Origin of the sequence: Streptomyces roseofulvus (assembly GCF_039534915.1) — a bacterium.
GTDB classification, from domain to species: domain Bacteria; phylum Actinomycetota; class Actinomycetes; order Streptomycetales; family Streptomycetaceae; genus Streptomyces; species Streptomyces roseofulvus.
This window is the reverse complement of sequence record NZ_BAAAWE010000001.1, coordinates 654,420-680,478: the sequence shown is the minus strand read 5'-3', so window position 1 is coordinate 680,478 and position 26,059 is coordinate 654,420. Positions and strand designations below refer to the sequence as shown.

Here is a 26,059-nt window from a genome sequence, read left to right as displayed (position 1 = left end):
CGCCCCGCGCGGGGACGGGGTCCCGCCGTGGGGTCAGCCGGTCACCCGGTCGCCCCGTCGCCCCGCCGCGTCGTAGGGCGGGAGGCATCCGGGCCCGGGACCGCGGCGCCGGGGCGGGCTCAGGCGGTGTGGAGGCGGAGGCCGTAGCGGTTCAGGATCTCGTTGACCGGCTGGAACCACGTCTGGCCGCCGCTGGAGCAGTTGCCCCAGCCGCCGGAGGTGACGCCCTGGGCCTGGTCGCCGCTGAGGAACGAGCCGCCGGAGTCGCCGCCCTCGGCGCAGACGCTCGTCTTGGTCATCTGGTACACCGCGCCCTGGCTGTAGTTGACCGTCTCGTTCTTGGCCAGGACCGTGCCGCAGTGCCAGTGCGTCGTCGAGCCGGAGCGGCAGATCGAGGCGCCCACCGGGGCCTCGGCCGAGCCGCGTACCAGCTGGTCGGGGATCGTGCCCCAGCCGAGCACCACCGGCACGGTCCACCAGCCGCTGTGGATCGAGACGTACGCGTAGTCGTCGCCCGGGAACGACGAGCCCTGGAAGGTGCCCATCGCGGAGCCGTCCCAGCCGCGCACCGCCGCCCCGGCCCGTCCGCAGTGCCCGGCCGTCACGAAGCCGCCGTGCACGGAGAAGCCGATCGAGCAGCGGACGTTGCCCGTGTAGTAGGGATCGCCGCCGACCGTGCCGGCCGCGTACGTACGGGGCGCCTGCGCCGTCTCGGCGACGGTGACGAGCCCGCCGGCCCGCGCCCGGTCCAGGAAGGCACGGACGGCGGGGGAGTGCCGCTCGGCGCGCACGACGTCGACGACCACGCTGTTGGCCTTCGGGTCGACGTGCCAGCCGGCCACTCCGGCGGGTGCGCCCTGCCCGTCCAGGCGGGCCTTGGCGCGGTCCAGGGCGGCGGCGCTGTGCCGGACCAGCCGGGTGTCGGCGCCCAGGGCCCGGATCTCCGCCTCCTCGGCACGGTCGGTCACCGCGACGACGAGCCGGCCGGCCGCCGGGTCGAACCACGCGCCGGCGTACGCCGCGCCGGCGCGTTCCCGGGCGGTCTTCTCCACCGCGACGGCGGTCTTCTCGGCCCGCAGCCGCTGCTCGGCCTGGGCCGCGGTGAGCCCGAGGTCGCGGCGCATCGCGTCGAGCAGCCCGGCCGAGGCGGCCGGCGCCGCGGCGGTGGGTTCGGGGGCCGGGGCGGCGCTCGCCGAGCCGGCCTGGGCGGCGCCCAGGCCGACCGTCAGGAGAAGGGCGGCGGCGAGCGTGGCGCGCAGGGGGGTGGTGCGTTTCACGGGACCTCCAGGTGTGGGGGAGCGGAACGCGTGAGAGCGCTCTCAAGCGAGCGCACGCACACGCTAGCGGCCCCGACTTGTCAGGTCCATACCATCCGTCGTTCCGGGGTGGTCGCAGCTCGGGGGCGGACGCCGAACTGCCGCCGCAGGGCGGGCTGCTCGTCGCGCCGGGCCCTCCTCGCGAGGCACCCTCTAGGATGACGGCCGCGCGTCGCGTCACCCACGGTTGACGTCAGGCGCGACCGCAACTCACGTCCTACGGGGGAGAACACCGGTGTTCGGAATCATCAGGCCATGCCGCCATCGCCTCGGCGAGGGCTTGCGTACCGAGTGGATGGCGCACCTCTGCGGGCTGTGCCTGGCCCTGCGCGGCGAGTACGGGCAGTTCGCGCGCGTGGCCACCAACTACGACGGCCTCATCGTCTCGGTGCTCACCGAGGCGCAGTCGGAGCGCTCCGGGGACTGGCGGCGCGGCGCCGGACCGTGCCCGCTGCGCGGGATGCGGTCGGCGGACGTGGCCCAGGGGGAGGGCGCGCGGCTCGCCGCGACCGTCTCCCTGGTGCTGGCCACGGCCAAGATACGCGACCACGTCGCCGACGGCGACGGCCTGGTGGCGCGCCGCCCGGTGGCGCTGGCGGCACGCCGGGTCGCCCGCGGCTGGGACCGCGCGGGCGCGGCCGGCGGACAACGGCTCGGCTTCGACACGGCGGTGCTGCTCGACGCGGTCGAACGCCAGGCGGACATCGAGCGGTCGACCGGCCTCGGCGGCTCGCTGCTCACGGTGACCGAGCCCACCGAGACGGCGACGGCCGCCGCCTTCTCGTACACCGCCGTGCTCACCGGCCGCCCCGGCAACGCCGCACCGTTGGCGGAGGCCGGCCGGCTCTTCGGCCGCCTGGCGCATCTCCTCGACGCGGTGGAGGACCTGGACGCGGACGCGGCGTCGGGCACGTGGAACCCGATCGCGGTGACCGGCGCGGGCCGGGCCGAGGTGCGCCGGCTCTGCGACGACGCCGTCCACGGCATCCGACTCGCTCTGTCCGACGCCGAGTTCGTCGACGGCCGGCTGGTCCACACGCTGCTGGGCGGCGAGTTGGAGCGTGCCGTCGACCGCGCCTTCGACCCCCGGCACCGGCACCACAGGCACCGCCGCCCGGAGCCCGGCCTGCGGCGCGTGCTGCCCTGGCTGGGGGAGCGCCGCACGGCGGCGGACCCGACCGCGCGGACCGCCACCGACGCGGCCTGCGGAGTCGGGGCCGTCACGGGCGCGGCGCCGGACGGTCCGTCGCTGGCGTCCGGCCGGCCGCCGGAGGGCGAATGCCGGCGGTGCCGCGAGTGGCGCCGGCTGTGCGCCGACTGCCGCCTGTGCTTCAGCTGCTGCGGCTGCGCCGACGACTCCGGCCCGGACGACCCCCTCGCCGACGGCGGTTCGAACCACGGCGGCTCCGGCGGCGACGGCTGGTTCGGCGGCCGGGGTGGCGGCGGCAACTCGGGCGGCTCGCAGGGCGGTTGGGGCGGAGGCGGGAACGGCTCCGGAGGTTCCGGCGGCTCGGGGGGCTCCGGCGGCTGGGGCGGCTCGGGCGGTTCCGGTGGCTCCGGTGGTTCGGGCGGATCCGGCGGCTGCGGCGGTGGCTCGGGCGACGGCTGCTGCAACCCGTGCAAGTGCTGCTGCGACTGCTGCGACTGAACGGGGCGGTGCCCGGCCGGGCGGCCCGCGACGCGTGAGGGCGTCGCGGCCGGCCCGGGCCGGGCGGTTCGGCCCCGGTGCCGCTCAGAGCCGGCCGACGACCTTCCGCGGAGTGACCCGGACGACCACGCGCTGGGCGTCGTGGACCGAGGCCGGGTTGAAGTCGCGGTACGCCTTGCCGCTGTACTTCATCGACAGCTCGTCGATCAGCTCCTGGCCCCCCTCCGTGGTGATGTGCGCGGTGCCGCGGATCTCCGCGTACTCGTACGGGGAGTCGAAGGGCTGGAGCAGCACGGTGACACGCGGGTCACGGCGCAGGTTCAGCTCCTTGCGCCGCCCGACCGTGGTCGAGAACAGGATGTCGTGACCGTCGCGCTTCACCCAGACCGGGGACGCCTGCGGGCTTCCGTCGGGCTGGATGGTGGACACGGAGACGAAGACGGGGCCGTCGAGCAGTTCCTTGAGCCTGTCGCTGAGTTCGGCGGACATGGTGGCTCCCTCCGGGACGGGTGCGGATGTCGTGTTCCCTTCCTAGCGCATCCGCCACGGCGGTGACGGCCGCCGTGCGCACGTCGGCCGGGATCCGCCGCGAAAAGGGCCCGCGTCCCGGCCGGCCGGCGCCGACCGGGACGCGTGGTCTCCTGGGGCGCCGCCGCCCGGTGGGGCACACTGGGCGGTGTGCGCATCGTGATGATGACGGCGGGATCGCGCGGCGACGTCGCGCCGTACACGGGACTCGGGGCCGGTCTCGTGCGGGCCGGGCATGAGGTGACGCTGGCCACGCACGGGATCTTCGAGCCGTTGGTGGCGGGTTCGGGGGTGCGGTTCCATCCGCTGCCGGTGGACCCCCGTGCCGAGCTGCACTCCGCGCGGGGCAGACGGCTGCACGACGCGCGGACCGGCGCCGGGAAGCTCGTACGGCTGGCGTCCATGGCCCGGCAGGTGGCCGACGAGATGACGGCGGCCCTCGTCGAGGCGGCGCGGGAGGGCGAGGTCCTGCTGGTCGGCGGGTCACTGGGCCCGCTCGGACACGCCCTCGCCGACGGTCTGTCGGTCCCCGCCCTCGGACTGCACCTCCAGCCGCTCCACCCGACCGGCGACTTCCCCGCCCCGGTCCTGGGGGCCCGGCCCCTCGGCCGCGTGGGGAACCGGCTCAGCGGGCGGGCCGTCACGACGTCGGTGGAGCTGCTGTTCTTCGACGCCGTACGGTCCCTGCGACGGCGGCACGGCATCGAGACGGCACGGCGCTCGCGGGGGCCGCGGCCGGTGCTGCACGGCTACAGCGAGCTCGTCGTCCCCCGGCCCCGGGACTGGCCGGCCGAACTCCAGGTGGCCGGGTACTGGTGGCCCCACCGGACGGGGCGGCTCTCGCCGGAACTGGAGGACTTCCTCGCCGCCGGGCCGCCACCCGTCTTCGTCGGCCTGGGCAGCGCCACCGTCCCCGATCCCGGGCGGGTGAGCCGCGAGATCGTCACCGCCCTGCGCGCGGCCGGGGTGCGCGGCATCGTCCAGCGCGGCTGGGCCGGACTCGGCGCCCGGGACGGCGACGACATCCTGACCGTCGACGAGGTGCCGCACTCCCTCCTCTTCCCCCGGACGGCCGCCGTCGTCCACCACGCGGGAGCGGGCACGACCGGCGCCGTCCTGCGGGCCGGGGTGCCCTCCGTACCGGTGCCGGTCCAGTTCGACGCGGCGTTCTGGGGCTCGCGGCTCACCGCGCTCGGCACCGCTCCGGGCGTGCTGCCGCTGCGCCGCCTCACCTCCACGGCCCTGGCCGGGGCCCTGCGCCGGGCCACGGAGGACGGCTCCCACCGCGCCCGCGCCCGCGTGCTGGCCGACCGCCTGGCCGAGGAGGACGGCGTCGCCCCGGTCCTCGCCGCGCTCGACCGGCTCGCGCGCCGACCGTAGGGGCTCTACGGGGTGAGCCAGCCGCGCAGCAGTCTGCTGACGGCCGGCATCGCCACGTACGTCATCAGGACGTTGAAGACGACGGCGGTGACCGCGCTGCTGAGGAGGAGGGGCAGGGCGGTGAGGTGGGGGAGGAGGAAGAGGCCGCCGAGGACGGAGATCGGATAGATCGCGAGGGTCGCGCCGACCGCCATCTTCCAGCGGGGCGGCGCGGGCCGGGTGGAGCCCGGCTCGGCGAACCAGGTCTCCATGCCGGTCAGCTTCCGCCGGGCGATCTCGGTGTGGTGGTGCCCGGCGCAGTCGGCGAACCAGGCGGCCCGCTCGGGTGACTCCTGCCAGGTCCGGCACGCCTCCGCGTCCCGGAACCGGTGGACGAGGAACCAGGGCGCCGCGCCGCCGGAGGAGCGGAAGAGCCCGTGTCCGAGGTGGCCCGGGAAGGTCGCGGCGGTGGCGAGGATCCCCTGCGCCCACCGTTCGAAGGCGGCTTCGTGGCCGGGGTCCACCCGGCGGGCTATCAGGAGGGTGACCTCGCCGGTGTCGGCGGGGACGGTGGCGTGCTCAAGGCTGACCGAGGTCAAGACGGACTCCTCGTGATCGCGCCGCGCCCCCGCGTACTCTACGCTCCGTGCGGGCCCCGGGCGTCAGCGCCCCAACTGGGCGTCCAGCCAGCTGAGGACCTCGGGGGTGACCGGGTCGGTGATGTCCGCGAACTCGGTGTGCTTCTTCAGGAACTTGGCGACGTACGGGCAGACGGGGACGATCCGCAGGCCGGAGGCGCGGACGTCGGTCAGCGCCTGCTCGACGAGGACCGAGGCGAGCCCCTGGCCGGCGTAGGCGTCGTCGATCTCGGTGTGGAAGAAGACCCGCCGGTCGTCGCGGTCGCGGTACGCGGTCAGGCCGGCGCGCCGGTCGTCGACGAGGATCTCGTAGCGGTGGCGGGCGTCGACGCGACGGACGACGGGGGTGGCGGTGGTCTGCTCGCTCATGAGGGTCCTTCCGGGAGGGAGTGGCGCGGGGTCAGCGGCGGGCGGGGTTCCTGCGGGGCGTGATGACGGCGTTCGGAAGCGCCGGTGCGGGCAGCCGGTCGCCGGGGTAGCCGGTCACCTCGCCGAAGCGGTCGGAAGCGCGTTCCCACGCCTCGCGCGCCTCGACGATGTCCTGGTGGCTGCGGCCGATGAAGTTCCACCACATGACGATCTCCTCCTCGAACGGCGGGCCGCCGAGCAGGACCGTCCGGGCCGGGCGGTCGGAGGCGTTGGCCAGGGTGAGCGTGGTGCGGCCGGGGGCGGCGTACCCGAGCTCGGCGGGCTTGAGGGCCGTGCCGTCGAGGCTGACGTCGCCCTCGTCGACGAGCAGCCCGTGCTCGAAGCCGGGGTCGACGTCCAGGGTGACGGTGGCGCCCGCGTCGATCAGGACCTCGGCTCCGAGGAGCGGGGTGAAGGTGCGGACGGGCGAGGTGTCGCCGGCGAGCGTGCCGAGGAAGACCCGGAGCTCGGCGCCGTCCACCCGGAACGCCCGCGGGGCGTGGTGCTGGAAGTCGCGGGCGGCATGGCGGTGTTCGTCCGGGAGCGCGACCCACAGCTGCACGCCGTGCAGGACGGTGGTGCCGGGCGTGGAGACCTCGGTGTGGCTGATGCCGTGGCCGCCGGTCATGAGGTTGATCTCGCCGGGGCGGACGTACGCGTGGGTGCCGAGGCTGTCGCGGTGCTCGATCTCGCCGCTGAACAGCCAGCTGACGGTCTGGAGGCCGGTGTGCGGGTGTGGCGCGACGTCCATGCCGCCGGACTCGGCGACCCGGTCGGGGCCGTAGTGGTCGGCGAAGCACCAGGCGCCGATGAGCGTACGGGCCCGCTGCGGCAGCGTGCGCCGCACGGTCATCGCCCGCGGCCCTCCCAGCGGGACGTCCCGCGCGGTCAGGACCTCGATCTCGGTGTCGCCCATGCCCGGCCTCTCTCCCCATGAGTTAGTTCTACTTTCAACAATCATGGGGGATGGCGGCCCTGAAGGCAAGCCGTCCCGCCGCAGGAGCCGCCGGGTGAGCGGTGGGGCTCAGCGCGGGGCCTTCACCGCTTCCACCGCCTCGACGAGCGAGGCCAGCTCCGGGTCGGCGGCGGCCTGGTCGAGCGCCTCCCGGAGGGCGGCGTCGTTCGTCGGCCGGGCCTCTTCCAGGAGCTTCAGGCCGTCCTCGGTGACGTTGGTGTAGATGCCGCGCCGGTCCGTCGGGCACAGGTACCGCGAGAGCAGGCCCCGGTCTTCGAGGCGGCTCACCAGGCGGGTGGTCGCGCTCTGGCTGAGGACGACCGCGTCGGCGACCTGCTTCATCTGCAGGTGGCCGCCCTCGCCGTCGTGCTGGCGGCTGAGCACGTCGAGCAGGGAGTACTCGCGCACGCTCAGGTCGTGCCGGGACTGCAGGGCTCGCTCGATGTGCGACTCGATCCGGCCGTGCAGCAGGGACAGGGCGCCCCAACCGCTGGCGAGGGCGGTGAGCGCGGGGTCCGTGGCGGTCATGGGGTCCGTGTCTCCTTCCGGGTGCGACTGCTTCCAGGGTACGGCAGAAGGGCAAATACCGGCCAGAGCCGATATAGGGCTGATGCAATCAAGTGCGCCACCGGGCGGTCCCGCGGCGGGCGGGTGTGCGGCCGGACGCCGGGGAGCGCGTCCGGCCGCGCGCCTGTAGTGCGATCGGTTACCTCGGCACGTCCGGGCCCGTCATGATCATGACGGAATTCGCGTGAGGAAGGTGACGACATGACTGGATCAGGTCCGACCGACGTGCTGGCGGGAGCCTTCGAGCAGCAGCGTGAGCGACTCGTGGCGGTCGCGCACCGGATGCTCGGGTCGCGGGCGGAGGCCGAGGACGCGGTGCAGGAGGCGTGGATGCGCCTGGCGCGGCAGGACGCCGCGGCGATCGACAACCTGGCCGGCTGGCTGACCACGGTGGTCGGCCGCGTCTGCATCGACGTGCTGCGCTCGCGTAGGACCCGGGCCGTGCTGTCGTACGAGGACCGGCTGCCCGAGCTGGTGGTGACCGTGGACGACGGGGCGGCGCCCGAGGACGACGCGGTGCTCGCCGAATCGGTCGGGCTGGCCATGCTGGTGGTGCTCGACACCCTGACGCCCACCGAGCGGCTGGCGTTCGTCCTGCACGACATGTTCGCGGTGCCCTTCGCCGAGATCGGCGAGATCATCGGCCGGTCCACCGACGCGACCAAGATGCTCACGAGCCGGGCCCGCCGGAAGGTGCGCGGCACACCGCGGCCGGAGGAGGAGCCGCGGCGGCGGCGCGCGGTCGTCGACGCGTTTCTCGCCGCCGCGCGGGAGGGGGACTTCGAAGGGCTCGTCCGGCTGCTCGATCCGGAGGTGACCTGGCGCACGTACCACCCGCAGGGCGCGATCACCACGGTCGGGGCGGCCGAGGTGGCCGGTCCCGTCCTGCGCGGGGCCCGGTCCATGACCGCGGTGCTCCCGGTGCTGGTCGACGGCGAGCCCGGGTTCGTGGCCTGGGGTGCGAACGGCAAGGTGCTCGGCCTGGTGGCGTGCACTGTGGTCGGCGGCCGGATCGTCGAGCTGGTGACCGTGAGCGACCGCAAGCGCCTGGACGCCATGGGGCTGCCCGAGCGCCCCGAGTAGAACACGCCGACCGCAGCGGGTTGTTACCTCTTCGCGAGGGGCTTCGTCGTAGAAGTGCAAGCATCCCGAAGACGAAGGAGACGGACCGAGATGGAGACCCGGATCAACCCCATGGCCAACGAGGTCGGCTCCAAGTGGGCCAAGTACATCATCTCCTCGAACAAGGTCATCACCGATTCGGCACTGCCGAAGGCGGTGCAGGAACTGGTGAAGATCCGCGCCAGCCAGATCAACGGCTGCGGCGGCTGCCTCGACATGCACACCAAGGACGCCGCGGCCGCCGGTGAGAGCCAGGTGCGGATCAACCTGGTCGGGGCGTGGCGGGAGACGACCGTCTACACCGACGCGGAGCGGGCGGCGCTGGAACTCGCCGAGCAGGGCACCCGCCTCGCCGACTCCAGCGGCGTCACCGACGAGGCGTGGGCGAACGCGGCGAAGCACTTCGACGAGGACCAGCTCATGGCCCTGGTGGCCTTGATCTGCACGATCAACGCCTTCAACCGGCTGAACGTGATCACCCGGATACCCGGCGGCGCGTACCGGCCCGGCCAGTTCGGCTGACCAGAGCACCCACGGGCGGACCCGGGACGACCCCGGGTCCGCCCGCCCGCCGGCCTCCGCCGCCCGCCTCCGTCACCGAAGACATCGCCAAGGACGAGCATCATGAACGCCGCACTGTGGATCGTCGCCGGCCTGCTGGCCGCCGTCTTCCTGTTCTCCGGCCTCGGGAAGCTGTTCGTCCCCCGGGAGAGGATGGCGGCGATGGCCGGCGCCGCGCGCTGGGTCCTCGACTTCGAGCCCGGCACCCTCAAGGCCATCGGAGCACTGGAGATCCTCGGCGCCGCGGGCCTGATCCTGCCGGCCCTGCTCGGCACCGCGCCGTTCCTGGTGCCGCCGGCGGCCGGCGGCCTGGCCGTCATCATGACCGGCGCCGTGATCCTGCGGGTCCGCCGCCGCGAGACCACGGCCGCACTGCTGGACGGGGGCTACCTCGCCCTGACGGCCTTCGTGGCGGTCGGCCGCTGGGCCCTGGAACCCTTCACCGGCTGACCTGGCCGCGACCACCGCCGCCCCCGCGCGCAGGGGCGGAGGCGGCTGACCTCGGGCAGGGAGGGTCAGTGCTCGCAGAGCGAGAACTCGCGCTCGTACAACTGCTCGTTGTGCTCGTCGACGAAGAACTTGCGTTCCTGCATGAGCTCCTCGCGGTACTTCCGGGCCTCTTCGAGCGTCATGGTCGAGGTGTCGGCCCACGGCTGCTGCGGCGGCACGTCGGACGTCGAGACGATCGGCCGCTCCGGGTCGACCAGGAAGAACGCGAGGATCTTGCGGTGACCCGGGCGGCCGGGATCCGCGAGGCGGAACGAATCGACGCGGTGCTGAAGGACGTTCGGGAACGCCAGGCAGCGGCCCGCCGGCGTCGCCGCCGATCCCAGCACCTGGTTCAGGGCGCCCTCGTTCTCCAGGCCGTAGACCTCACGCATGCCGGTGTGGTCGCTCTGCTCGTACTCCGGCTCGTCGATCCCCGCCCGGAAGCCCAGCCGGCTCTCGGTGATGTTCTCGCTGTCCCAGTAGTAGAGGCCGGTCGAGACGATCCGCTCGTTCAGCATCCCCTCCACGTGCCAGGAACCGCCGGCGTACTCGGGCTTGTCCGGCGTGAGGTGGATCGTGGCGAGCTTGACGATGACCTGGAGGCTCCGGCCGCGGAGGTCGACCCGGTCGGCCGCCCCGGGCACCTCGGGCGGGGTGAAGTCCGGGGCGTCCGGGATGGTGGGGGTGCGGTTCTCCCACCAGTCGTCCTGCGCGGTCTCCCACGCGCGGCACGCCTCCTCGTAGGCCTCGTCATCGTCGTACGCCGACCGGTCCGGGTGCGCGGGCTCCGAGTCGTACCACTCGTAGGGATCCACCTCGATCCGCGGCGGCCGGGGATGGCGCAGGTCGGTGAGCACGTTCTCCCACAGCGGCAGCATGCGCGCGCACAGCTCCGGCAGTACGGCGGCCAGTTCACGATGCCGCTCGGGGTGGACGTTGTTGACGTACGAGCGGAAGGAGACGGCCCCGTCGTCACTGACGTCGGCGTCGGTGGGCAGCCACTGGAACCGCTCCGAGAACTCGTGCTTCGAGTAGGTGTCCGTCGGATTGCGCCACGCCTCCTCGGGCGCGCCGCTCACCTCGCGCACCAGGCAGAACAGCGAGGGATGGACCAGGTCCAGCACCTGGCCGTCGGAGCCGGGGTGCCAGTCCCGCTCCGCCTCGGGCACCTCCTCCAGGACCCGGACCGCGTCGCGCAGCCGGGTCCGGAGCTCGTCCTCGACCAGCACGTCCGACTGCCACACGCCGTCGACCGCGGACACCTCCACACCGGTCCGGCCGTCCCGCAGCGCGGCGTAATGGGCGAGTTCGGCCAGGACGTAGCGGACCTCGGCCTCGGTGAGGTCCTGCGCGACCGCTTCCCGCGTCCACCGGTCGGCTATCTCGGGGTCGTTCATCTTGTCGAACCACCCCGGCTTGGCCCGAAGGTGCGCGCTGCACCGCATCATCGCGAGTTCGCGCAGCGTGCGGGGCGGCGCCAGGGACCTGGTTCGTGCGGCGTAGAAGGGCAGCGGGAAAGCGGGCCGGCCAGTCAACTCTCGTGATCCTCCGCGTCGGTGTGTGATCGCGGGAAGGATAGTTCAGCGCACTGACACAGCCGCCGCAGGCGCTCACGGGCGTGCGGAGGCGGGCCGGCGACCGGAGCCGGGAGTTCAGTCCGACACGCGGACCGCGCGGGCGGGGCGGATGGCGGCGGCGCGGCGGGCCGGTCCGAGGGTGGCCAGGAGGGAGGCGGCGAAGGTGGCCGCGGCCAGGGCGGCGATGCTGCCCCATTCGACGGGGAACCCGCCTTCGAGCCCTGCGAAGGCCGCGCTGTTGCGGTACATGAGCCAGGTGGTGAGCACGCCGAGGAGCGAGCCGAGCACGATGCCCTCCACGGCGACGAAGGTGCTCTCCCAGAGGAAGGACCGCCGCACGGTCCGCGCCCGGAAGCCGAGGGCCCGCAGGATGCCGATGGTGCGCCGGCGTTCGCGTACCGCCCGGACCATGACGACGCCGAGGCCGGTGATGCCCACGCCGAGACCCAGGGCGAGGAAGCCCTGCATGAGGCGGAAGAAGGCGGTGCTGGAGTCGAACTGGCGCCGGATGTCCGACTCGATGGGCGTGGCGACCAGGCTGGCGGAGAGCCGCTCGCCCTGCAGCCGGGCCGCCAGCGCCTCGGGTGCGGTGCCGGGACCGGTCCGCACCAGCGCGGAGGCGTTCTGCGCCTGGGCGCCGAACAGTCCGCGCACGCCCCGCTCGCCCATCACCACGGGATACGTCGTCGAACTGGCCCCGGTGCCCGGGTAGAAGACCGACCCGTTGCTGAGGACGCCCGCGATGACCTTCTGTTCCGCACGGCCCGTCCGGGGATCCGTCAGGACCAGGGTGTCGCCGGGGTCGTACGCGTCGCCGGCCGGGCCGCCGGTACTTCCGAAGAAGCCGTCGAGGACGACGTAGCGCGGGTCGGAGGCGAGGGCCCGCCACACCGCCGGGTCGTCCGCCAGGCCGGGCAGCCGCTCCCGGAACGTGATGCCGGTGATCGCCCCGTCCGGTACGCCGACGACGGCGGTGTCCAGCGGCCGGGCGCTGCGTCCCCCCGGGTCGGTGGCCCGCCCGGTGGCGTTGAGCAGCGGCGTCACGGCGGAGATCCCGGCGGCCGACGGGCCGGACCGCAGGTCCGCGACGAGCCGGTCGCCGGCGACCTGCGGGTTGTAGTCCAGCCGCAGGGAGTAGCCGGCGGTCGCGTCCGCGACCACACCGTCCACGCCGGCCCGGAGGATGCCCGAGATCTCCGTCAGCAGCACGAGGACGAACACGATCAAGGTGTACATCACCAGCGTCGCGCCGGTCCGGAAACGCTTCGCCAGGGGGTACGCGACCGCGAGCCGCGCCGCCAGACCGCCCTCCGTCGGACGCCGGAGCAGCCGCCGTACGGGACGGAGCACCGTCTTCTGGTTGTCGCTGACGAGGACCACGGCCGAGAAGGCGGCCAGCGCGCCCTGGACGACGTACACGGACATCGAGGGACTGTCGAAGATCCGCGGGCGGACGACGGGCGCCAGGAGCGTCCAGCCGAGCACGGCTCCCGCGACCAGGGTGGTGACCGCGTGCCGGGGCAGGACCCGCAGCAGCGCCGGAGCGGCGAAGGCCAGGGCGAGGGCCGGCATCAGGTACGTCGCGTCGGCCTGGCTGCGCGCCACCGCGGGAACGGCCGCGAACGCGCACAGCACGGCCAGGGCGGTGGAGACCGCGACGAGACGGCGGCGTGGCCCCCGTCCGGGCGCGGCGGGCAGGTCGCGGATCGCGGCGATGATGTTGAACCTGCTGATGCGCACACTGGTGGCGAGGATCGCCGCGAAGGCGATGAGCAGGCCCATGGCCAGCCCGTTGAGGACGCTCGTGGGAGTCACGTCGAACGCGATGCGGATGCTGCTGCCCCCGACCGACCAGCCCTTGAAGATCTGCGCCGCCACCACGGCCACGCCCCAGCCGACGGCGACCCCGACGGCCGCGCCCGGCAGCGCCGACAGCAGCGCGTACGCCGCCCCTTCCAGCGTGAAGGAGCCGACCAGCCGCGACCGCTTCATCCCGACCGCCCGCACCATGCCCATCTGGGACTTCCGCTCCTCGCCGAGCATCACGAAGATGTTCACGAGCAGCAGGGAGCCAGCGATGATGCTGAAACTGCCGATCATGAGGAACAGGGCTCCGAGCGAGTCCCCGGCCTGTCGGGCGTCCCGCAGGACCGTCTGCTTCGGTGTGTCGACCGCGCTCTGACCGGCGAGCGGGCCCAGGGCCCGCCGGATGTCGGCGGTCACCCGGTCCGTCAGGGGCTCGCCGCTCTCGACGCCGCCCCGGTTGGACACGAAGGTGACCGAGCGCGGCTCCGCGCCGGCTGCGCGGGCGGCGGAGTCGAGGGTCCGCGGCGGCAGGAACACGTTGCGGTTCAGCCGGCCGCCGAGACCCACCCCGGCAAGGCCCTCCTCCGGCACCACGCGGTCGACCCGGTACGTCCGCGGCGCCCCGAACAGGTACACCGTGACCGGGTCGCCGGCCCCGACGCTCAGGGACCGGGCCAGCGGCTCGTTGACCACCACCCGACCGGGGGGCGGGTTCGGTCCGCCGAGACCGGACGCGCCGCCCGGCGCGCCGAAGCGCGACGCCTCGCCGAGGTCCACCTGCCAGGCCAGGACGCGGGGTTCGGCCACGGTCCGGTCGCCGGCTCCGCCGACGGCCGACGCCTGGGCGGCGCGGGCGTTCAGCACGCCGTCGACGTCCGGGTCCACGGCCAGTCCGGCCAGCCGTTCCGCGACGGCGTGCCCGGTCGGTCCCGGCGGTGCGACGACGCGCTCGTCCACCGGCCCCAGTGTCCGGTACGCCTCCTGCCGGACGGAGAAGTTCAGGGTGTCGCCGACGACCAGGGCGCCGATGACGATGGCCGTGCCGAGCATCGACCCGCCGATCACCAGGGCCGCCTCGGTGCGTCGGCGGGCGACCTGCCGGAGCGCCAGCCGCCGGGACACCGGCTGCCGGACGGCGACCAGCACCAGGGAGACGAGTGCGAGGGCGAGGGCGCCGAGCAGCGGGACGAGGAGGTTCGGGTACATGGTCAGCCCCAGGTGAGGTCACGGTGCGTGGCCGGCACGGTGACGGCCTGGCGGACGTCGTCGACGAGCCGCCCGTCGCGCATCCGGATCAGCCGGGGGACGCGCGCGCCGATGGCGCCGTCGTGGGTGACCAGGACGATCGTCTGGCCCTCGTCCGCGTTGAGCCCGCACAGCAGGTCCATGACCTGGGCGGCCATCGCGCTGTCCAGATTGCCTGTCGGCTCGTCCGCCCAGACGATGGCCGGGCGGCCGGCGAGGGCGCGGGCGATGGTCACCCGCTGCTGTTCACCGCCGGACATCTCACTCGGCCGGTGCCCGACCCGGTGACCGAGCCCCACCCGGTCCAGCATGTCCGACGCTCTCCGCCGTGCCTCGGACGGCCGGGTCCCCACCAGGAGCAGGGGCAGTTCGACGTTCTCCACGGCGGAGAAGACGGGGATCAGGTTGAACGCCTGGAAGACGAACCCCATGGTGTGGGCGCGGTGCTCCGTGCGCGCCGCGTCCGACATGGCGAACAGGTCGTGCCCGTCGACCTCCACCCGGCCGCCGTCGATGTCGTCGAGCCCCGACAGGCAGTTCAGCAGCGTGGTCTTCCCGGAGCCGGACGGTCCCATGACCCCGACCATCTCCCCGCGGCGCACGACGAGATCGAGCTCCGCCAGGGCGGTGACCTCCACCGATCCCGTCCGGTAGATCTTGCGCACCCCGGTGGCGACGAGGAGCGCCCGGCCGGTGTCCATGCTGTCCATCACAACCTCCGGGAGGGGAAAGGGGCTCAGGCACCCGCGGTCAGGCGTCCGTCGCCGCGCGGGCGCGTCCGCGGAAGGCGGTGGCGGCCAGGACGCCCGCGGCCGTCGCCGTGACCGAGAGGAGGGCGAATCCCCAGGTGTAGTCGTGCGCGACCCCGTCGGCGACGCCCATCACGAGGGGCGGGAAGAAGCCGCCCAGACCGCCGGCCGCCCCGACCACTCCGGTCACCGAGCCGACCCGCTCGGCCGGGACCAGCCGTGCCACGAGCGCGAAGACCGCCCCGGACCCCGCTCCGAGCCCGGCCGCCGTGCCGAGGAAGGCCGCCGTTCCGACGGGGACCAGATCCGTCTCGAACGCCGCGATCAGGGCGCAGGCGGCGACGAGCCCGAACGAGGCCGTCAGGACCGGGACGGGATGCGTACGGTCCGACAGCCAGCCGCCCACGGGCCGCATCGCCACGGCGAGGACGACGAATCCCGCGGTCCGCAGCGCCGCGTCGGAGCGGCCGAGGTCGTAGGCGCGGGTGAGATAGGTGGGCAGGTAGACACTGAACGCGACGAACCCGCCGAAGGCCACGGCGTACAGGAACGCCAGCTGCCAGGTGGACGGCGTCCGCACGGCGAGCGCCGTACGGGAGAGCAGCGACCCGGCCGCCGTCGCGCGGTCCGGCCGGTCGCGCAGGAGGAGCCAGGACGCTCCGGCGTACACGGCGAGGCAACCGGCGACCAGGTCGAAGGGGAAGGCGGGCCCGACGGCGTCGGCCAGTTGCACGGTGGTGAACGCCGACAGGGCCGTCCCACCGGTGCCGATGCCGAAGACGCCGAGCGCGACGCCGCGCCGCGCCGGCGGATACCAGGCGTTGACGAACGGCACGCCGACGGCGAAGGCGGTGCCTCCGAGGCCCAGGAGGAAGCCGCCCGCCAGCACCTCGGCCAGGGAGTCGGCCACATGTCCCAGGTACAGCACGGGCAGGACCGTCAGTGCGGCGACGAGGGGGAAGACCCGGCGCGCTCCCCAGCGGTCCGTGAGCGCCCCGGCCGGGATCCGGCCGAGCGCGCCGACCACGACCGGCACGGCGACCACGAGCGACTGCTCGAACGAGCTGAGGCCCAGGTCGTCCCGAAGGCGCGGGCCGAGCGGGGCCAGCAGCGCCCACGCCCAGAAGCAGAGCGCGAATCCGGTCGTGGCGAGCGTCAGCATCTGCCAGGGGCGCGGTGTCGGGTGCGCGACCGGCAGGCTCCCCGTGGTCCGGACCATGGTGACCTCCCGGCGTTGATCGGCGGTGATCGGCGTTGATCGGAGGGGACCGCGTCGGTCCTGCTGTGCCCCAGCCTCCGGCCGCCGCGCTCTCGCGCCCAGGGGCCACACGTTCCCTTCGGTGACCATGCGGCCCCACGCCGGGGGCCGGTCGGCCCTGTGCCCGGCGTCGGCTCCCCGGGCACGGTGGAAGCGACGGACGGGCCTCGGGCGGGGGTGCCCGGCCCCCGAGGGTCCGCCGCCGGGAGCGTGAGTGACGATGATGTTCTGGTACGGCGACGGCATGAACGCATGGGGGTGGTTCGCCATGTCGGCCGGGATGGTGCTGTTCTGGGGGCTGCTCATCACCGCCGCGGTGATGCTGTTCCGCACCCTGGACCGCGCCGCGGACCGGCCCGCGCGCGCCCGGCCCGTCACGACGGCCGAGCGGATTCTCGGCGAGCGGCTGGCCCGCGGCGAGATCGACGAGGAGGAGTACCGTCGACGGCTGACCGTCCTGCGCGACGGCGGGCCATGACGCCCGAGGCCCATGCCGCCCGTGACGGCCCGGATGCGGGTGGGGGCGGCTCCGGTCACCCTGGGACCATGACCGCTCGGCAGGACGGCGGGCCGGCCCGACGCCCCGACGCGCTCCGCGCGCTGGCCGCACGGCACGGCAGGCGCGGGGCCCTGCTGCCGGACGCCCTGGAGCGGGCCAGGTCGAGCACCACCGAAGCGCCCGCTGAGTGGGCGCCGCACGTCGCGCACGCGGCGGGGCTCCCGGCCGCCGCGGGACTCGGCCCCGCCACCTACTTCGCCGACCTCGCCGCGCCCCGCGGCGCACGCCACGTGCGGGTGTGCACCGCGACGGCGTGCTTCGCGGCCCGGGGCGGGGGCCATCTGGCGGAGGTCGAGCGCGCCCTCGGCGTGGCGGCGGGCACCGCCGACGCCACCGGGTCGGTCTCGCTCCAGACCGCGCACTGCCTCGGCTTCTGCTACGCGGGCCCCGCCGCGCTGGACGGCACCCGGCCGCACGCGGGCCCGGACGTGGCCGAGCAGCTCGCCGGACGGTCGGAACCGCGTGCGCCCCGCATCCCCGCCGCCGACATCACCGGGGCGCCCGTGCTCCTCGCCGGCGTCCTGGGCGCCTCCTCCGCCTGGGAGGTGTGGCGCGAGACGGCGGCCGGACGGACGCCCGAGGACGTGCGGCGGGAGACCGCCGTCTCGGGGCTGCGCGGGCGGGGCGGCGCCGGGTTCCCGGTGGCCGCCAAATGGACCGCGGCGGCGGCCGGACCGGACACCGTGGTCGTCGCCAACGGGGACGAGGGCGACCCCGGTTCGTACGCCGACCGGCTCCTCATGGAGGAGGACCCGGAGCGCGTCCTCGCCGGGCTCGCCCTGGCCTGCTTCGCCTGCGGCGCCCGTCGCGGCACCGTCCTGGTCCGCTCCGAGTACCCGGGCGCCCTGGCCCGGCTGCGCCGGGCGGCGGAGCGCGCCGTGCGTGCGGGAGACCTCGCGCCCTCGGCGGAGGCGGCCGGGCCCCGGCCGTTCGTGGAGATCGCCGAGGGAGCCGGTTCCTACGTCTCCGGCGAGGAGACCGCCCTCATCGCCCGCCTGGAAGGCGCCCGAGGCTGTGCGCGTCCCCGTCCGCCCTACCCGACGGACCGAGGGCTCTGGGACGGGCCGACCGTGGTCAACAACGTCGAGACCCTGGCGGCCCTGCCCTGGATCGTCGCCCACGGCGGACGGGCCTACGCCCGGCGCGGCGTGCCGGACGAGACCGGCACCAAACTGGTGTGCCTGTCCGAGCGCTTCGCCCGGCCCGGGGCGTACGAGGTCGAACTCGGCACCCCCGTGGACGAGATCGTCACCCGGATCGGCGGTGGCCTGCGGGGCGGCGGCGAGCTCGCCGCCCTCCAGATCGGCGGCCCCCTCGGCGGCTTCCTCGCCGGAACCGCCCTCGACGTCCCGCTCGCCACGGCGGCGCTCGCCGCGCGTGGCGCCGCCCTCGGGCACGCGGGCATGGTCGCCTTCGACGCCGTCATCGACCCCCGCGAACTCCTCCGGCACGTCTGGGAGTTCGCCGCCGACGAGAGCTGCGGAGCCTGCTCGCCCTGCCGCGTCGGCACCCGGCGCGGGCTCGCACTCGCCCGGGAGCGGCACGAACCGGGGGAGACCTACGGGAGCCTGGCTCGGCTGATGGGAGAGGCGAGCCTCTGCGCCTTCGGCCGCCGCGTCCCCGCCGCCGTGCGCAGCCTGGCCCGCGCCTACGGGCCCGCGCTGGAAGGATGGGACCGATGACCCGGCTCCACGTCGACGGCGTTCCGGTCGAACTGCCCCCCGGGGCCTCCCTGCTCGACGCGGTACGGGCGGCCGGAACCCACCTGCCCACCCTCTGCCACGACGACCGGCTCCGGCCGGCCGGCTCCTGCCGGACCTGCCTGGTGCGCGCCGACGGGCGGACCGTCGCCGCGTGCGTCACGCCCGCGACGCCGGACCTCGCCGTGGAGACCGCCGACGCCGACCTGCGAAGCCTGCGACGGGACGCCGTCGCCCTGATCGCCTCGGCACTCCCGCCGCACGCGCTCGCCGCCGCCACCCACAGCGAACTCGCCGAGGCGTGCCGAGAGCTGGAGATCGACGCGGACACGGCGGCCGGTCACCCCGCACGCGGCCGGGACGACAGCCACCCGTACGTCCATCTCGACCGCGACCTCTGCATCGCGTGCGGGCGCTGCGTCCGCATGTGCTCCGACGTCCAGGGCACGTTCGCCCTCACCCTCACCGGCCGCGGTGCCGACACGGCCGTCGCCCCGGGAACCGGTGGCCCCTGGGCCACCTCCGACTGCGTCTCCTGCGGCGGCTGCGTCGACACCTGCCCCACGGGGGCGATCACCCAGCCGGGCCCGGGCCGGGGCCTCACCTCCGGGCGGGCCCCCGCCGACCGCGTACGCACGACCTGCGGCTACTGCGGGGTCGGCTGCGCCCTCGACGTCGTCGTCCGCGAGGACCGCGTCGCCGCCGTCCTCCCCGCCCGCGACGGGCCCGTCAACCGCGGGCACGCCTGCGTCAAGGGCCGCTTCGCGTACGGCTACCTCGGCTCCGCCGAACGCCTCACCGAGCCCCTGGTGCGCGAGAACGGCGAACTGCGGCCCGCGAGCTGGCCGGAGGCGGTCTCCCGGGTCGCCGACGGGCTGCGCGCCGCCGTGCGCGACGGCGGCCCCGACGCGGTCGCCGCGATCTCCTCGGCCCGCGCCACCAACGAGGAGAACTACCTCGTCCAGAAGTTCCTGCGGACCGTCGTCGGCACGAACAACGTCGACAACTGCTCCCGCCTCTGCCACGCCCCCTCCGCCGCCGGGCTCACCGCCTCGTTCGGACGCGCCGGCGGCACCGACCCCTTCGACGACGTCGAGAACGCCGACTGCCTCCTGGTCGTCGGAGCCAATCCCGTGGAAGCCCACCCCGTCGTGGGAGCGCGCCTCCTCCAGCGGGCTCTCGACGGCGCGCGCCTCGTCGTGGCCGACCCGCGGGCGGTGGGACTCGCCCGCCACGCCGACGTCCACCTGCGGCCCCGCCCCGGCACCAACGTCGCCCTCTTCCACGGCCTCGCCCACGTCCTCCTGGCCGAGGGCCTGACCGACCCCGCGTTCCTCCGCGGACGGACCACCGGGCTCGGCGAACTCACCGCCCTCCTGGCCGCCTACCCGCCCGCACGCGTCGCGGAGATCACCGGCGTGCCCGCCGGGGACCTCACCGCCGCAGCCCGGCTGTACGGGCGGGCCGAACGCCCCGCCGTCGTCTACGGACTCGGCGTCACCGAGCACCTGCACGGCACCGACGGGGTGCGCGCCCTCGCCAACCTCCCCATCCTGCGGGGCGCCGTGGGCGGCACCGGCCGCGGGTTCGGCATCAGCCCCCTGCGGGGCCAGAACAACGTCCAGGGCGCCTCCGACATGGGCGCCCTGCCCGACCTGCTGCCCGGCTACGGCAGGGTCGCCGACCCCGAGGCCCGCGACCGGGCCGAGGCCGTCTGGGGACGGCCGGTCCCGCCGCGACCGGGCCTGCGCATCCCCGACATGTTCGAGGCGGCCCGGGACGGCCGGCTGCGCGCCCTGTGGATCATCGGCGAGGACGTCTGCGCCACCGACCCCGGCAGCCGGCGCGTCGCCGAGGCGCTCGACGCCTGCCCGCTGGTCGTGGTCAGCGAGCTCTTCCTCGGCGAGACCGCCCGGCACGCCGACGTCGTCCTGCCCGCCGCCTCCTGGCTGGAGAAGGACGGCACCTTCGTCAACTTCGACCGCCGCTTCCAGCGGGTCCGCCCCGCCGTGCGCCCGCCGGGCACGGCCCGCAGCGACTTCGCCGCGGTCCACGCCGTGGCCGCCGCCATGGGCGCCGACCTCGGCTGCCCCACCCCCGCCGAGGCCCTGGCCGAATGCGGACGGGTCGCCCCCGTCTTCGGCGGCCTCTCCCACGCCCGGCTCGACCGCGAGGGCGCCGTGCCGTGGCCCTGCCCGTCACCGGACGAGCCCGGCGAAGCCACCCTGTACACCGCGGAGTTCGCCACCCCCGACGGCCGTGCGCACCTCGCCGCCCCGCCCTACCTGCCGCCCGGCGAGGAGCCGGACGCCGACTACCCGCTGCTGCTCGTCACGGGACGCCGCTGGGCCCACTACAACTCGGGCAGCATGACCCGGCGCGGCGGCAACCTCCTGCTCGACACCCACGGCCGCCTGGACCTCCACCCCGAGGACGCCGCGCGACACGGGGTGGCGGACCGTGCTTCCGTCGTCGTCGAGAGCCGCCACGGACGGGCCAGGCTGACCGCCCGCGTGGGCCCCGACGTCGCACCCGGGCAGGTGTTCTGCGCGTTCCACTTCCCGGAGGACGGAGTCAACGCGCTCGTGTCGCGGAACGCCGACACCGTGACCTCCTGCCCCGAGTACAAGGTCACGGCGGTCCGGCTGCGCCCCGCCCCGCCGCGGGGCTGAGCCCGACGGGACCCCACGCGATCAGGCGCGGCGCGGAGCCGGGCGCGACCTCACGCGGTCGGTCGCGGCGCCGCGACCGGACGGCCCCGGTCAGTCGTGGGGCACGAGGGCGACGGGCACGCGGCTGTGGTGCAGCACGGCATGGGCCACGCTGCCGATGCGCGCCCCCAGCACCGAGCGACGCGTCCGCCGCCCGACGACGACGAGCCCGGCGTCGCCGGAGGCCCGTACGAGTGCGAGGCCGGCCGATCCGATCACCACGCGGGTACCGGACTTCACGCCGGGGTACCTGACGCGCCAGGGTTCGAGGAGGTCCTCCAGCGAACGTTCGACCTCCGGGGCCACGGCGAGCCGGACGTCGGGCACCATCTCCGGCCCGAGCGTGGCGTAGAGCGGCAGCTGCCGGGCATGGACGACGCTCAGACCGGTGCGTCGGCGGACCGCCTCCTCGAACGCGAACGCGAGGACGGCGTCCTCCGGCTGCTCCGCGTCGATCCCGACCGTGACGGGACCGGGCGACGGCGGGCCACCGGCGGCCCGGACCAGGACGACGGGCCGCTCGACGGCACCGGCCACGGCCAGGCCGACCGAGCCCACCAGAAAACCGGCGGCACCGCCCACCGCGCGGGACCCGAGGACCAGGAGATCGGCCGCGTCGGCCGCGTCGACGAGGCCCTGGACGGGGCCCGAGGTCAGCAGCCGCGTGGTCACGGGCAGACCGGGACGGTGTGCGCGCAGGCGTCGGGCGGTGGTCGCGAGCAACTCCTCCGCCCACGGCTCGCCGGGCTCCGCGGGTACGAGAGGGGAGACCGCCCCCGGCCACGGCTCGGGCGCGTGGACCAGATGGACCCCGGTGCCGCGCAGCTCGGCCTCCTCCGCCGCCCACTCGGCCGCGGCCTCCGCCTGCTCCGTGCCGTCGACGCCGACCACGATGCCCGCCGTCATGACCGTCCACCTCCTGCCGGGACCGCCGGGACGTCGTCCTCCTCGTGACGGAGCCGCGTACGCGTCACCGAGACCACCCCGTCGACCGTGGCGCACATGCGCTCGATCGCCGGGATCATGCCCCGGTACGGCACCGTGCCGGAAAGCTCCACCCGGCCGTTCCGCACCTCGACGGACAGGGCGGCCGGATCGAGACCGAGGGTGCCGGCGAGGACGTCCTCGGTGATCTCACGGCGCAGGTCGTCGTCCTCGCGGAGGAAGATCCCCAGCAGGTCCCGGCGGCTGACGACACCGACGAGCCGGTCCTCGTCGTCGACGACCACCAGGCGCTTGACGCCCTGTACCTCCATGAGACGCGCCGCCTCCGCCACCGTCCAGTCGGGACGCGCGCACACCGGCGGCGCGGACATCAGCTCCTCCGCGCGCGTCCCCTCGGCCTTCGCCCGCTCCCACGCCCCGTACCCCGGCACGGGCGGCACGTCCCCCGGGGCGGCGGACTGGTCGGCCGTCTTGCGCAGCAGGTCGCCCTCCGAGACGACACCGAGCACCCGGTGCTCCCCGTCCACCACCGGCACGGCGGTGACCCCGTGCGCGGCCAGCGTCCGCACGATCTCCTTGAAGGGGGCGTCACCCCGGACATACACCACCTCACGGGTCATCAGCCCGTCGATCCTCCGGTGTCGCATCAGCCGCTCCTTCCACGCGTGAACCCGGCTCCCTCCCAGGACCCACCCTGCCGCTCCGCCGCTCCCGGCAGGAGTGCCGAACGGGCCCTCACCGGGACGGTCGGCCCCTCGCCGGACGGACCAGGGGACCGATCGGCCCTGTCCCGCTCCGGCCGGCCGGTGGGAGCGTGACAGCAGGCCCGCACCCGAGCGAAAGGCGGTGGGCACGATGGAACAGCCCCTCGTGGTGGGCGTCGACGGCTCCGACGCCAGTCTCGCGGCCCTGGACTGGGCGGTCGACGAGGCCGTGCGGCACCGGCGCGCCCTGCGCGTCGTGTACGCCTCGCTCTGGGAGCGGTACGAGGGCGTCGCCCCGCCCTGGACCACCGACCGTCCGTGGGGGCAGGTCCTGGCCGACACCATCGTCGGCCAGGCCGTGGAACGGGCCCGGCGACGGGCGCCCGCACTGCCCGTGACCAGCCAGGTCGCCGGCACGGACGCGGCGAGCGCGCTGCTCGGCGAAGGACGCGCGGCCCTGGCCCTGGTCGTCGGATCGCGCGGCAGGAGCGAGGCGGGTGACCTCCTCCTGGGATCCGTCGGCCTGACCGTCGCGGCCCGCGCCTCCTGCCCGGTCGTCGTCGTACGGGGCGACCGGTTCGCCCTGGAGGCGCGCCACGGGAAGGTCCTCCTGGGCGTCGGCGACCACGACGTCGACTCCCCGGCCGTCAGGTTCGCGTTCCAGGAGGCGGCGACCCGGGAGGCGGAGCTGGACGTGGTGCGCACGTGGCGCCGGCCCGCCCACGACCCGCTCGAACACCCGCTGCTGCGCGGTGAGACGGGGGTGTACCTCGCGGAGCTGGCCTCGGAGACGCTGGACAAGGCGCTCGCCGCGGGCGTCCGCGAGTACCCGGGCGTCCGCGTGCGCCGGAGCGCCGTCGAAGGAACCGCGCACCGGATCCTGACGGAGCGCTCCGCCGCCGCCGATCTCCTGGTCGTCGGCGCGCGCCGACGCGACGGTCTGTTCGGTCTCCAGCTCGGCCGGGTGGCCCATCGGGCCCTGCACCACGCCGCGTGCCCGGTCGCCGTCGTCCCGCAGTGGCGCCCGGCGACGGAGGAGGGGGAGGCGGGGTGACGGGGCGCCGTCGCTGACGGGCGCGCACGTGACGGGGAGAGGGTCACCCTCTCCCCGTCACGCCGTTCCCGGCCGTTCAGACCAGGGGGACCACCGCGACCGGGGCCGGGCTGTGGTGGATCACCGCATGCGCCACGTGGCCGAGGTGCGCGCCGACCGGGAGCCTGCGGGTACGCCGCCCCACGACGACCAGTCCGGCGCCGCGTGACGCCTCGATCATCCGGTAGGCGGCCGACCCCACGACCGCCTCGGCCGTGGTCACCACCCCCGGGTACGTCGCGCGCCACGGCGACAGCAGGTCCTCGAGGCCGGTCCGCACGCCGGCGGCCAGCTCCTCGCCGATCACCGGGTCCACGGCGGCTGCGTAGCCGTACGAGGCGGGCAGGGTCCAGGCACTGAGGAACCGCAGCGGGACGCCCCGTCGGGCGGCCTCCCCGAAGGCGAAGGCGAGCAGGGGCTCGCACGGATGGCGGAGGTCGACGCCCACCACGATGTGGCCGGCGCCCGCCGCCGGCTCCGCGCCCTGCGCGCGCACCAGGACGACGGGGCGCCGGGCCGTGGCCACGACCGCGAGGGAGACCGACCCGACGACGAACCCGAGGACGCCGCCGAGCCCGCGCGAACCGAGCACCAGCACATCCGCCTCGTTCGCCGAGGCGGTCAGCTCGTCCGCCGCCCGGCCGCGCGCACGCTCGGTGACCACCTCCAGGTCGGGGTGCTCCTTCCGCGCGCGGGCGGCCTCGTCACGCAGCAGGCCCTCGGCCCGGTCGGCGAGGTCCCGCGCGTACGGGAGGGGGACCTCAGGGGTGTTCGGCCACTCCTCCACGGTGACCAGGCGGAGCGGCACCTCACGCAGAGTGGCCTCCTCCGCCGCCCAGCGTGCCGCGGCGAGACTCTCGTCCGAACCGTCCAGACCCACGGTGACCTGCGCTGTCATCACTGCCTCCTCGGCCGTGTCCGTCCAGGGCTCCAGGCTCGCCCCTCGCGCGCCCGCGCCGAGAGGGCCGGGCAGGTCTCCCCGGGGGGCCGAACGGCCCCTCGCGGGCGGCCCGCGGTGGTGCCAGCGTGAGAGGTGTCGTTCTTCCGGGCGCCTCATGAGCCCCGGGGCGCACCCCCGAGGAGGAACCATGGACAGCGAGACCCTCGTCCGCCCCGAGCTGGGCGATCTCGTCGTCGGAGTCGACGGATCGCCCTCGGCACGGGCGGCCGTGTTCTGGGCCGCCGGGGAGGCGAACCTCCGGTCGCGTGCGCTGCACCTCGTGCACGCCGCCGACACCGACCGGCGGGCCTACTGGAGCGACGCGGAGACCATGCAGGCGATCCGTGAGGCGGGCCGCGAGCTGCTGGCCGACACCGCCGCCGCCGTCGCGGAGCGCTTCCCCGACCTCGACGTCACCCGCACCCTCGGGCGCCGGGAGCCGGTCACCGGGCTCCGGGAGGCGGCCGGGGACGACAAGACGATCGTCGTCGGCAGCCGGGGCCTCGGGGGCTTCTCCAGCCTCCTGCTCGGCTCCGTGGGGCTGGGAGTCGCCGCCCGCGCCGAAGTGCCCGTGATCGTCGTGCGCGGCGAGGCCGACCGGCCCGAGGCCGGGTCCGTGACCGCCGCGGTCCGCGACTCCGCGGACCTGGGGTGGCTGCTGCTCGCCGCCGCCGAAGCCGCCGCCCGCAAGGCGTCGCTGCACGTCGTGAGCGTGTGGAACATCCTCACCCACGTCGGCAGCGTGGCGACGATGCTCGACGACCTCGACGGGGCCGCCCGCCGGCGCGTGGAGGAGACGACGCTGCTGGCCGACCGGGTCCGCGCGTGGTACCCGGACCTGAACGTCGTCCCGCACGTGGAGACCGGCACCACGACCCCCGGGAAGCTCGTCGAGGCGGCCGCCCACACCGACCTCCTCGTGATGGGCAGGAGCCACCGGCCGCTCGGCGCCGGGCCGTCCCTCGGCCGCGTCGCGCACACCCTCATCCACCACGCCCCCTGCCCCGTGCAGATCGTGCCCGCCGGCTTCGCGACCGAGGCCGGTACCCCGTGAACCCCATCCTGTTCGGGGTCGACCCGGCGGGCGCCTCCGTCCCAGCGTGCGCACGGCGGCGCACGAGGCCGTACGCCGACGCCTGCGGCTGCGCTTCGTCGCCGCCGCGCTGCCGCGCCGCCGGCAC

The 26,059-nt window shown here is 75.1% G+C and carries 23 protein-coding genes; 10 read left to right on the top strand and 13 right to left on the bottom strand.

Annotated features, from left to right (window positions below; translation table 11 throughout):
- Window positions 1–119: 119 nt before the first annotated feature.
- On the bottom strand, window positions 120–1,277 hold the full coding sequence (locus tag ABFY03_RS03230; protein ID WP_346169099.1) for a S1 family peptidase: 1,158 nt from the start codon (window positions 1,275–1,277) through the stop codon (window positions 120–122).
- 274 nt (window positions 1,278–1,551) lie between these two features.
- On the opposite strand from ABFY03_RS03230, the gene ABFY03_RS03225 reads away from it, so the two are divergent.
- Window positions 1,552–2,964, top strand: a complete 1,413-nt coding sequence (locus tag ABFY03_RS03225) for a DUF5685 family protein (protein WP_346169098.1) — start codon at window positions 1,552–1,554, stop codon at window positions 2,962–2,964.
- Between the two features lie 84 nt (window positions 2,965–3,048).
- On the opposite strand, the gene ABFY03_RS03220 is transcribed toward ABFY03_RS03225, so the two are convergent.
- Complete coding sequence (locus ABFY03_RS03220) at window positions 3,049–3,453, bottom strand: PPOX class F420-dependent oxidoreductase (protein ID WP_319012505.1); 405 nt, start codon at window positions 3,451–3,453, stop codon at window positions 3,049–3,051.
- Window positions 3,454–3,642: 189 nt separating this feature from the next.
- Here ABFY03_RS03220 and ABFY03_RS03215 point away from each other — a divergent pair, with 189 nt between their 5' ends.
- The gene (locus ABFY03_RS03215; RefSeq protein WP_386723750.1) at window positions 3,643–4,872 is read left to right on the top strand and encodes a glycosyltransferase; all 1,230 of its coding nucleotides are present in this window, start codon (window positions 3,643–3,645) and stop codon (window positions 4,870–4,872) included.
- Between the two features lie 5 nt (window positions 4,873–4,877).
- On the opposite strand, the gene ABFY03_RS03210 is transcribed toward ABFY03_RS03215, so the two are convergent.
- The 4 genes from ABFY03_RS03210 to ABFY03_RS03195 form a co-directional block, all read right to left on the bottom strand.
- Complete coding sequence (locus ABFY03_RS03210) at window positions 4,878–5,450, bottom strand: antibiotic biosynthesis monooxygenase (protein WP_319012504.1); 573 nt, start codon at window positions 5,448–5,450, stop codon at window positions 4,878–4,880.
- 63 nt (window positions 5,451–5,513) lie between these two features.
- Complete coding sequence (locus ABFY03_RS03205) at window positions 5,514–5,858, bottom strand: GNAT family N-acetyltransferase (RefSeq protein ID WP_319012503.1); 345 nt, start codon at window positions 5,856–5,858, stop codon at window positions 5,514–5,516.
- Window positions 5,859–5,889: 31 nt separating this feature from the next.
- The gene (locus tag ABFY03_RS03200) at window positions 5,890–6,813 is read right to left on the bottom strand and encodes a pirin family protein (protein WP_319012502.1); all 924 of its coding nucleotides are present in this window, start codon (window positions 6,811–6,813) and stop codon (window positions 5,890–5,892) included.
- Between the two features lie 108 nt (window positions 6,814–6,921).
- Entirely contained in the window at window positions 6,922–7,380 is a 459-nt protein-coding gene (locus ABFY03_RS03195; RefSeq protein WP_319012501.1) for a MarR family winged helix-turn-helix transcriptional regulator, read from the bottom strand.
- Window positions 7,381–7,620: 240 nt separating this feature from the next.
- Between ABFY03_RS03195 and ABFY03_RS03190 the strand changes: the two genes are divergently transcribed.
- The 3 genes from ABFY03_RS03190 to ABFY03_RS03180 all read left to right on the top strand — a co-directional run bounded on the left by ABFY03_RS03190 (window position 7,621) and on the right by ABFY03_RS03180 (window position 9,552).
- Window positions 7,621–8,502 (top strand): sigma-70 family RNA polymerase sigma factor, encoded by an 882-nt coding sequence (locus ABFY03_RS03190; RefSeq protein ID WP_346169097.1) that lies wholly within the window; start codon window positions 7,621–7,623, stop codon window positions 8,500–8,502.
- Between the two features lie 90 nt (window positions 8,503–8,592).
- Window positions 8,593–9,063 carry a carboxymuconolactone decarboxylase family protein gene (locus ABFY03_RS03185; RefSeq protein WP_346169096.1) on the top strand — a complete coding sequence of 157 codons (471 nt, stop codon included), beginning with the start codon at window positions 8,593–8,595 and terminating at the stop codon, window positions 9,061–9,063.
- A 102-nt stretch (window positions 9,064–9,165) separates the two neighbouring features.
- Complete coding sequence (locus ABFY03_RS03180) at window positions 9,166–9,552, top strand: DoxX family protein (protein ID WP_346169095.1); 387 nt, start codon at window positions 9,166–9,168, stop codon at window positions 9,550–9,552.
- A 65-nt stretch (window positions 9,553–9,617) separates the two neighbouring features.
- Here ABFY03_RS03180 and ABFY03_RS03175 read toward each other — a convergent pair whose 3' ends face one another.
- From ABFY03_RS03175 to ABFY03_RS03160, 4 genes are all read right to left on the bottom strand, one after another.
- A complete protein-coding gene (locus ABFY03_RS03175; RefSeq protein WP_346169094.1) occupies window positions 9,618–11,126 on the bottom strand; it encodes a DUF4246 domain-containing protein in 1,509 nt (502 codons plus the stop codon).
- A gap of 117 nt (window positions 11,127–11,243) precedes the next feature.
- Window positions 11,244–14,180, bottom strand: a complete 2,937-nt coding sequence (locus ABFY03_RS03170; RefSeq protein ID WP_319012499.1) for an ABC transporter permease — start codon at window positions 14,178–14,180, stop codon at window positions 11,244–11,246.
- A 2-nt stretch (window positions 14,181–14,182) separates the two neighbouring features.
- Window positions 14,183–14,929: an ABC transporter ATP-binding protein gene (locus ABFY03_RS03165; protein ID WP_319012498.1), complete on the bottom strand. Its 747-nt coding sequence runs from the start codon at window positions 14,927–14,929 to the stop codon at window positions 14,183–14,185.
- Between the two features lie 40 nt (window positions 14,930–14,969).
- On the bottom strand, window positions 14,970–16,187 hold the full coding sequence (locus ABFY03_RS03160; RefSeq protein WP_346169093.1) for an MFS transporter: 1,218 nt from the start codon (window positions 16,185–16,187) through the stop codon (window positions 14,970–14,972).
- Window positions 16,188–16,446: 259 nt separating this feature from the next.
- On the opposite strand from ABFY03_RS03160, the gene ABFY03_RS03155 reads away from it, so the two are divergent.
- The 3 genes from ABFY03_RS03155 to fdhF all read left to right on the top strand — a co-directional run bounded on the left by ABFY03_RS03155 (window position 16,447) and on the right by fdhF (window position 21,157).
- Window positions 16,447–16,704, top strand: coding sequence for an SHOCT domain-containing protein (locus ABFY03_RS03155; protein ID WP_319012698.1), 258 nt, complete (start codon window positions 16,447–16,449; stop codon window positions 16,702–16,704).
- A gap of 68 nt (window positions 16,705–16,772) precedes the next feature.
- Window positions 16,773–18,467, top strand: a complete 1,695-nt coding sequence (locus tag ABFY03_RS03150) for an NAD(P)H-dependent oxidoreductase subunit E (RefSeq protein WP_346169092.1) — start codon at window positions 16,773–16,775, stop codon at window positions 18,465–18,467.
- The gene (fdhF, locus tag ABFY03_RS03145) at window positions 18,464–21,157 is read left to right on the top strand and encodes a formate dehydrogenase subunit alpha (RefSeq protein WP_346169091.1); all 2,694 of its coding nucleotides are present in this window, start codon (window positions 18,464–18,466) and stop codon (window positions 21,155–21,157) included. The genes ABFY03_RS03150 and fdhF overlap by 4 nt, the downstream gene beginning before the upstream one ends.
- 90 nt (window positions 21,158–21,247) lie before the next feature.
- Here the strand turns inward: fdhF and ABFY03_RS03140 are convergent, their stop codons facing one another.
- Together ABFY03_RS03140 and ABFY03_RS03135 are read right to left on the bottom strand one after the other, a co-directional pair.
- Window positions 21,248–22,102: a universal stress protein gene (locus ABFY03_RS03140; RefSeq protein ID WP_346169090.1), complete on the bottom strand. Its 855-nt coding sequence runs from the start codon at window positions 22,100–22,102 to the stop codon at window positions 21,248–21,250.
- Window positions 22,099–22,788, bottom strand: coding sequence for a CBS domain-containing protein (locus ABFY03_RS03135; RefSeq protein WP_346169089.1), 690 nt, complete (start codon window positions 22,786–22,788; stop codon window positions 22,099–22,101). Before ABFY03_RS03135 ends, ABFY03_RS03140 begins: the two co-directional genes overlap by 4 nt.
- 208 nt (window positions 22,789–22,996) lie before the next feature.
- Here ABFY03_RS03135 and ABFY03_RS03130 point away from each other — a divergent pair, with 208 nt between their 5' ends.
- Window positions 22,997–23,899 (top strand): universal stress protein, encoded by a 903-nt coding sequence (locus ABFY03_RS03130; RefSeq protein ID WP_346169088.1) that lies wholly within the window; start codon window positions 22,997–22,999, stop codon window positions 23,897–23,899.
- 76 nt (window positions 23,900–23,975) lie between these two features.
- On the opposite strand, the gene ABFY03_RS03125 is transcribed toward ABFY03_RS03130, so the two are convergent.
- Window positions 23,976–24,836, bottom strand: coding sequence for a universal stress protein (locus ABFY03_RS03125; RefSeq protein WP_346169087.1), 861 nt, complete (start codon window positions 24,834–24,836; stop codon window positions 23,976–23,978).
- A gap of 190 nt (window positions 24,837–25,026) precedes the next feature.
- Here ABFY03_RS03125 and ABFY03_RS03120 point away from each other — a divergent pair, with 190 nt between their 5' ends.
- Window positions 25,027–25,932 (top strand): universal stress protein, encoded by a 906-nt coding sequence (locus tag ABFY03_RS03120; RefSeq protein ID WP_346169086.1) that lies wholly within the window; start codon window positions 25,027–25,029, stop codon window positions 25,930–25,932.
- Window positions 25,933–26,059: the final 127 nt, after the last annotated feature.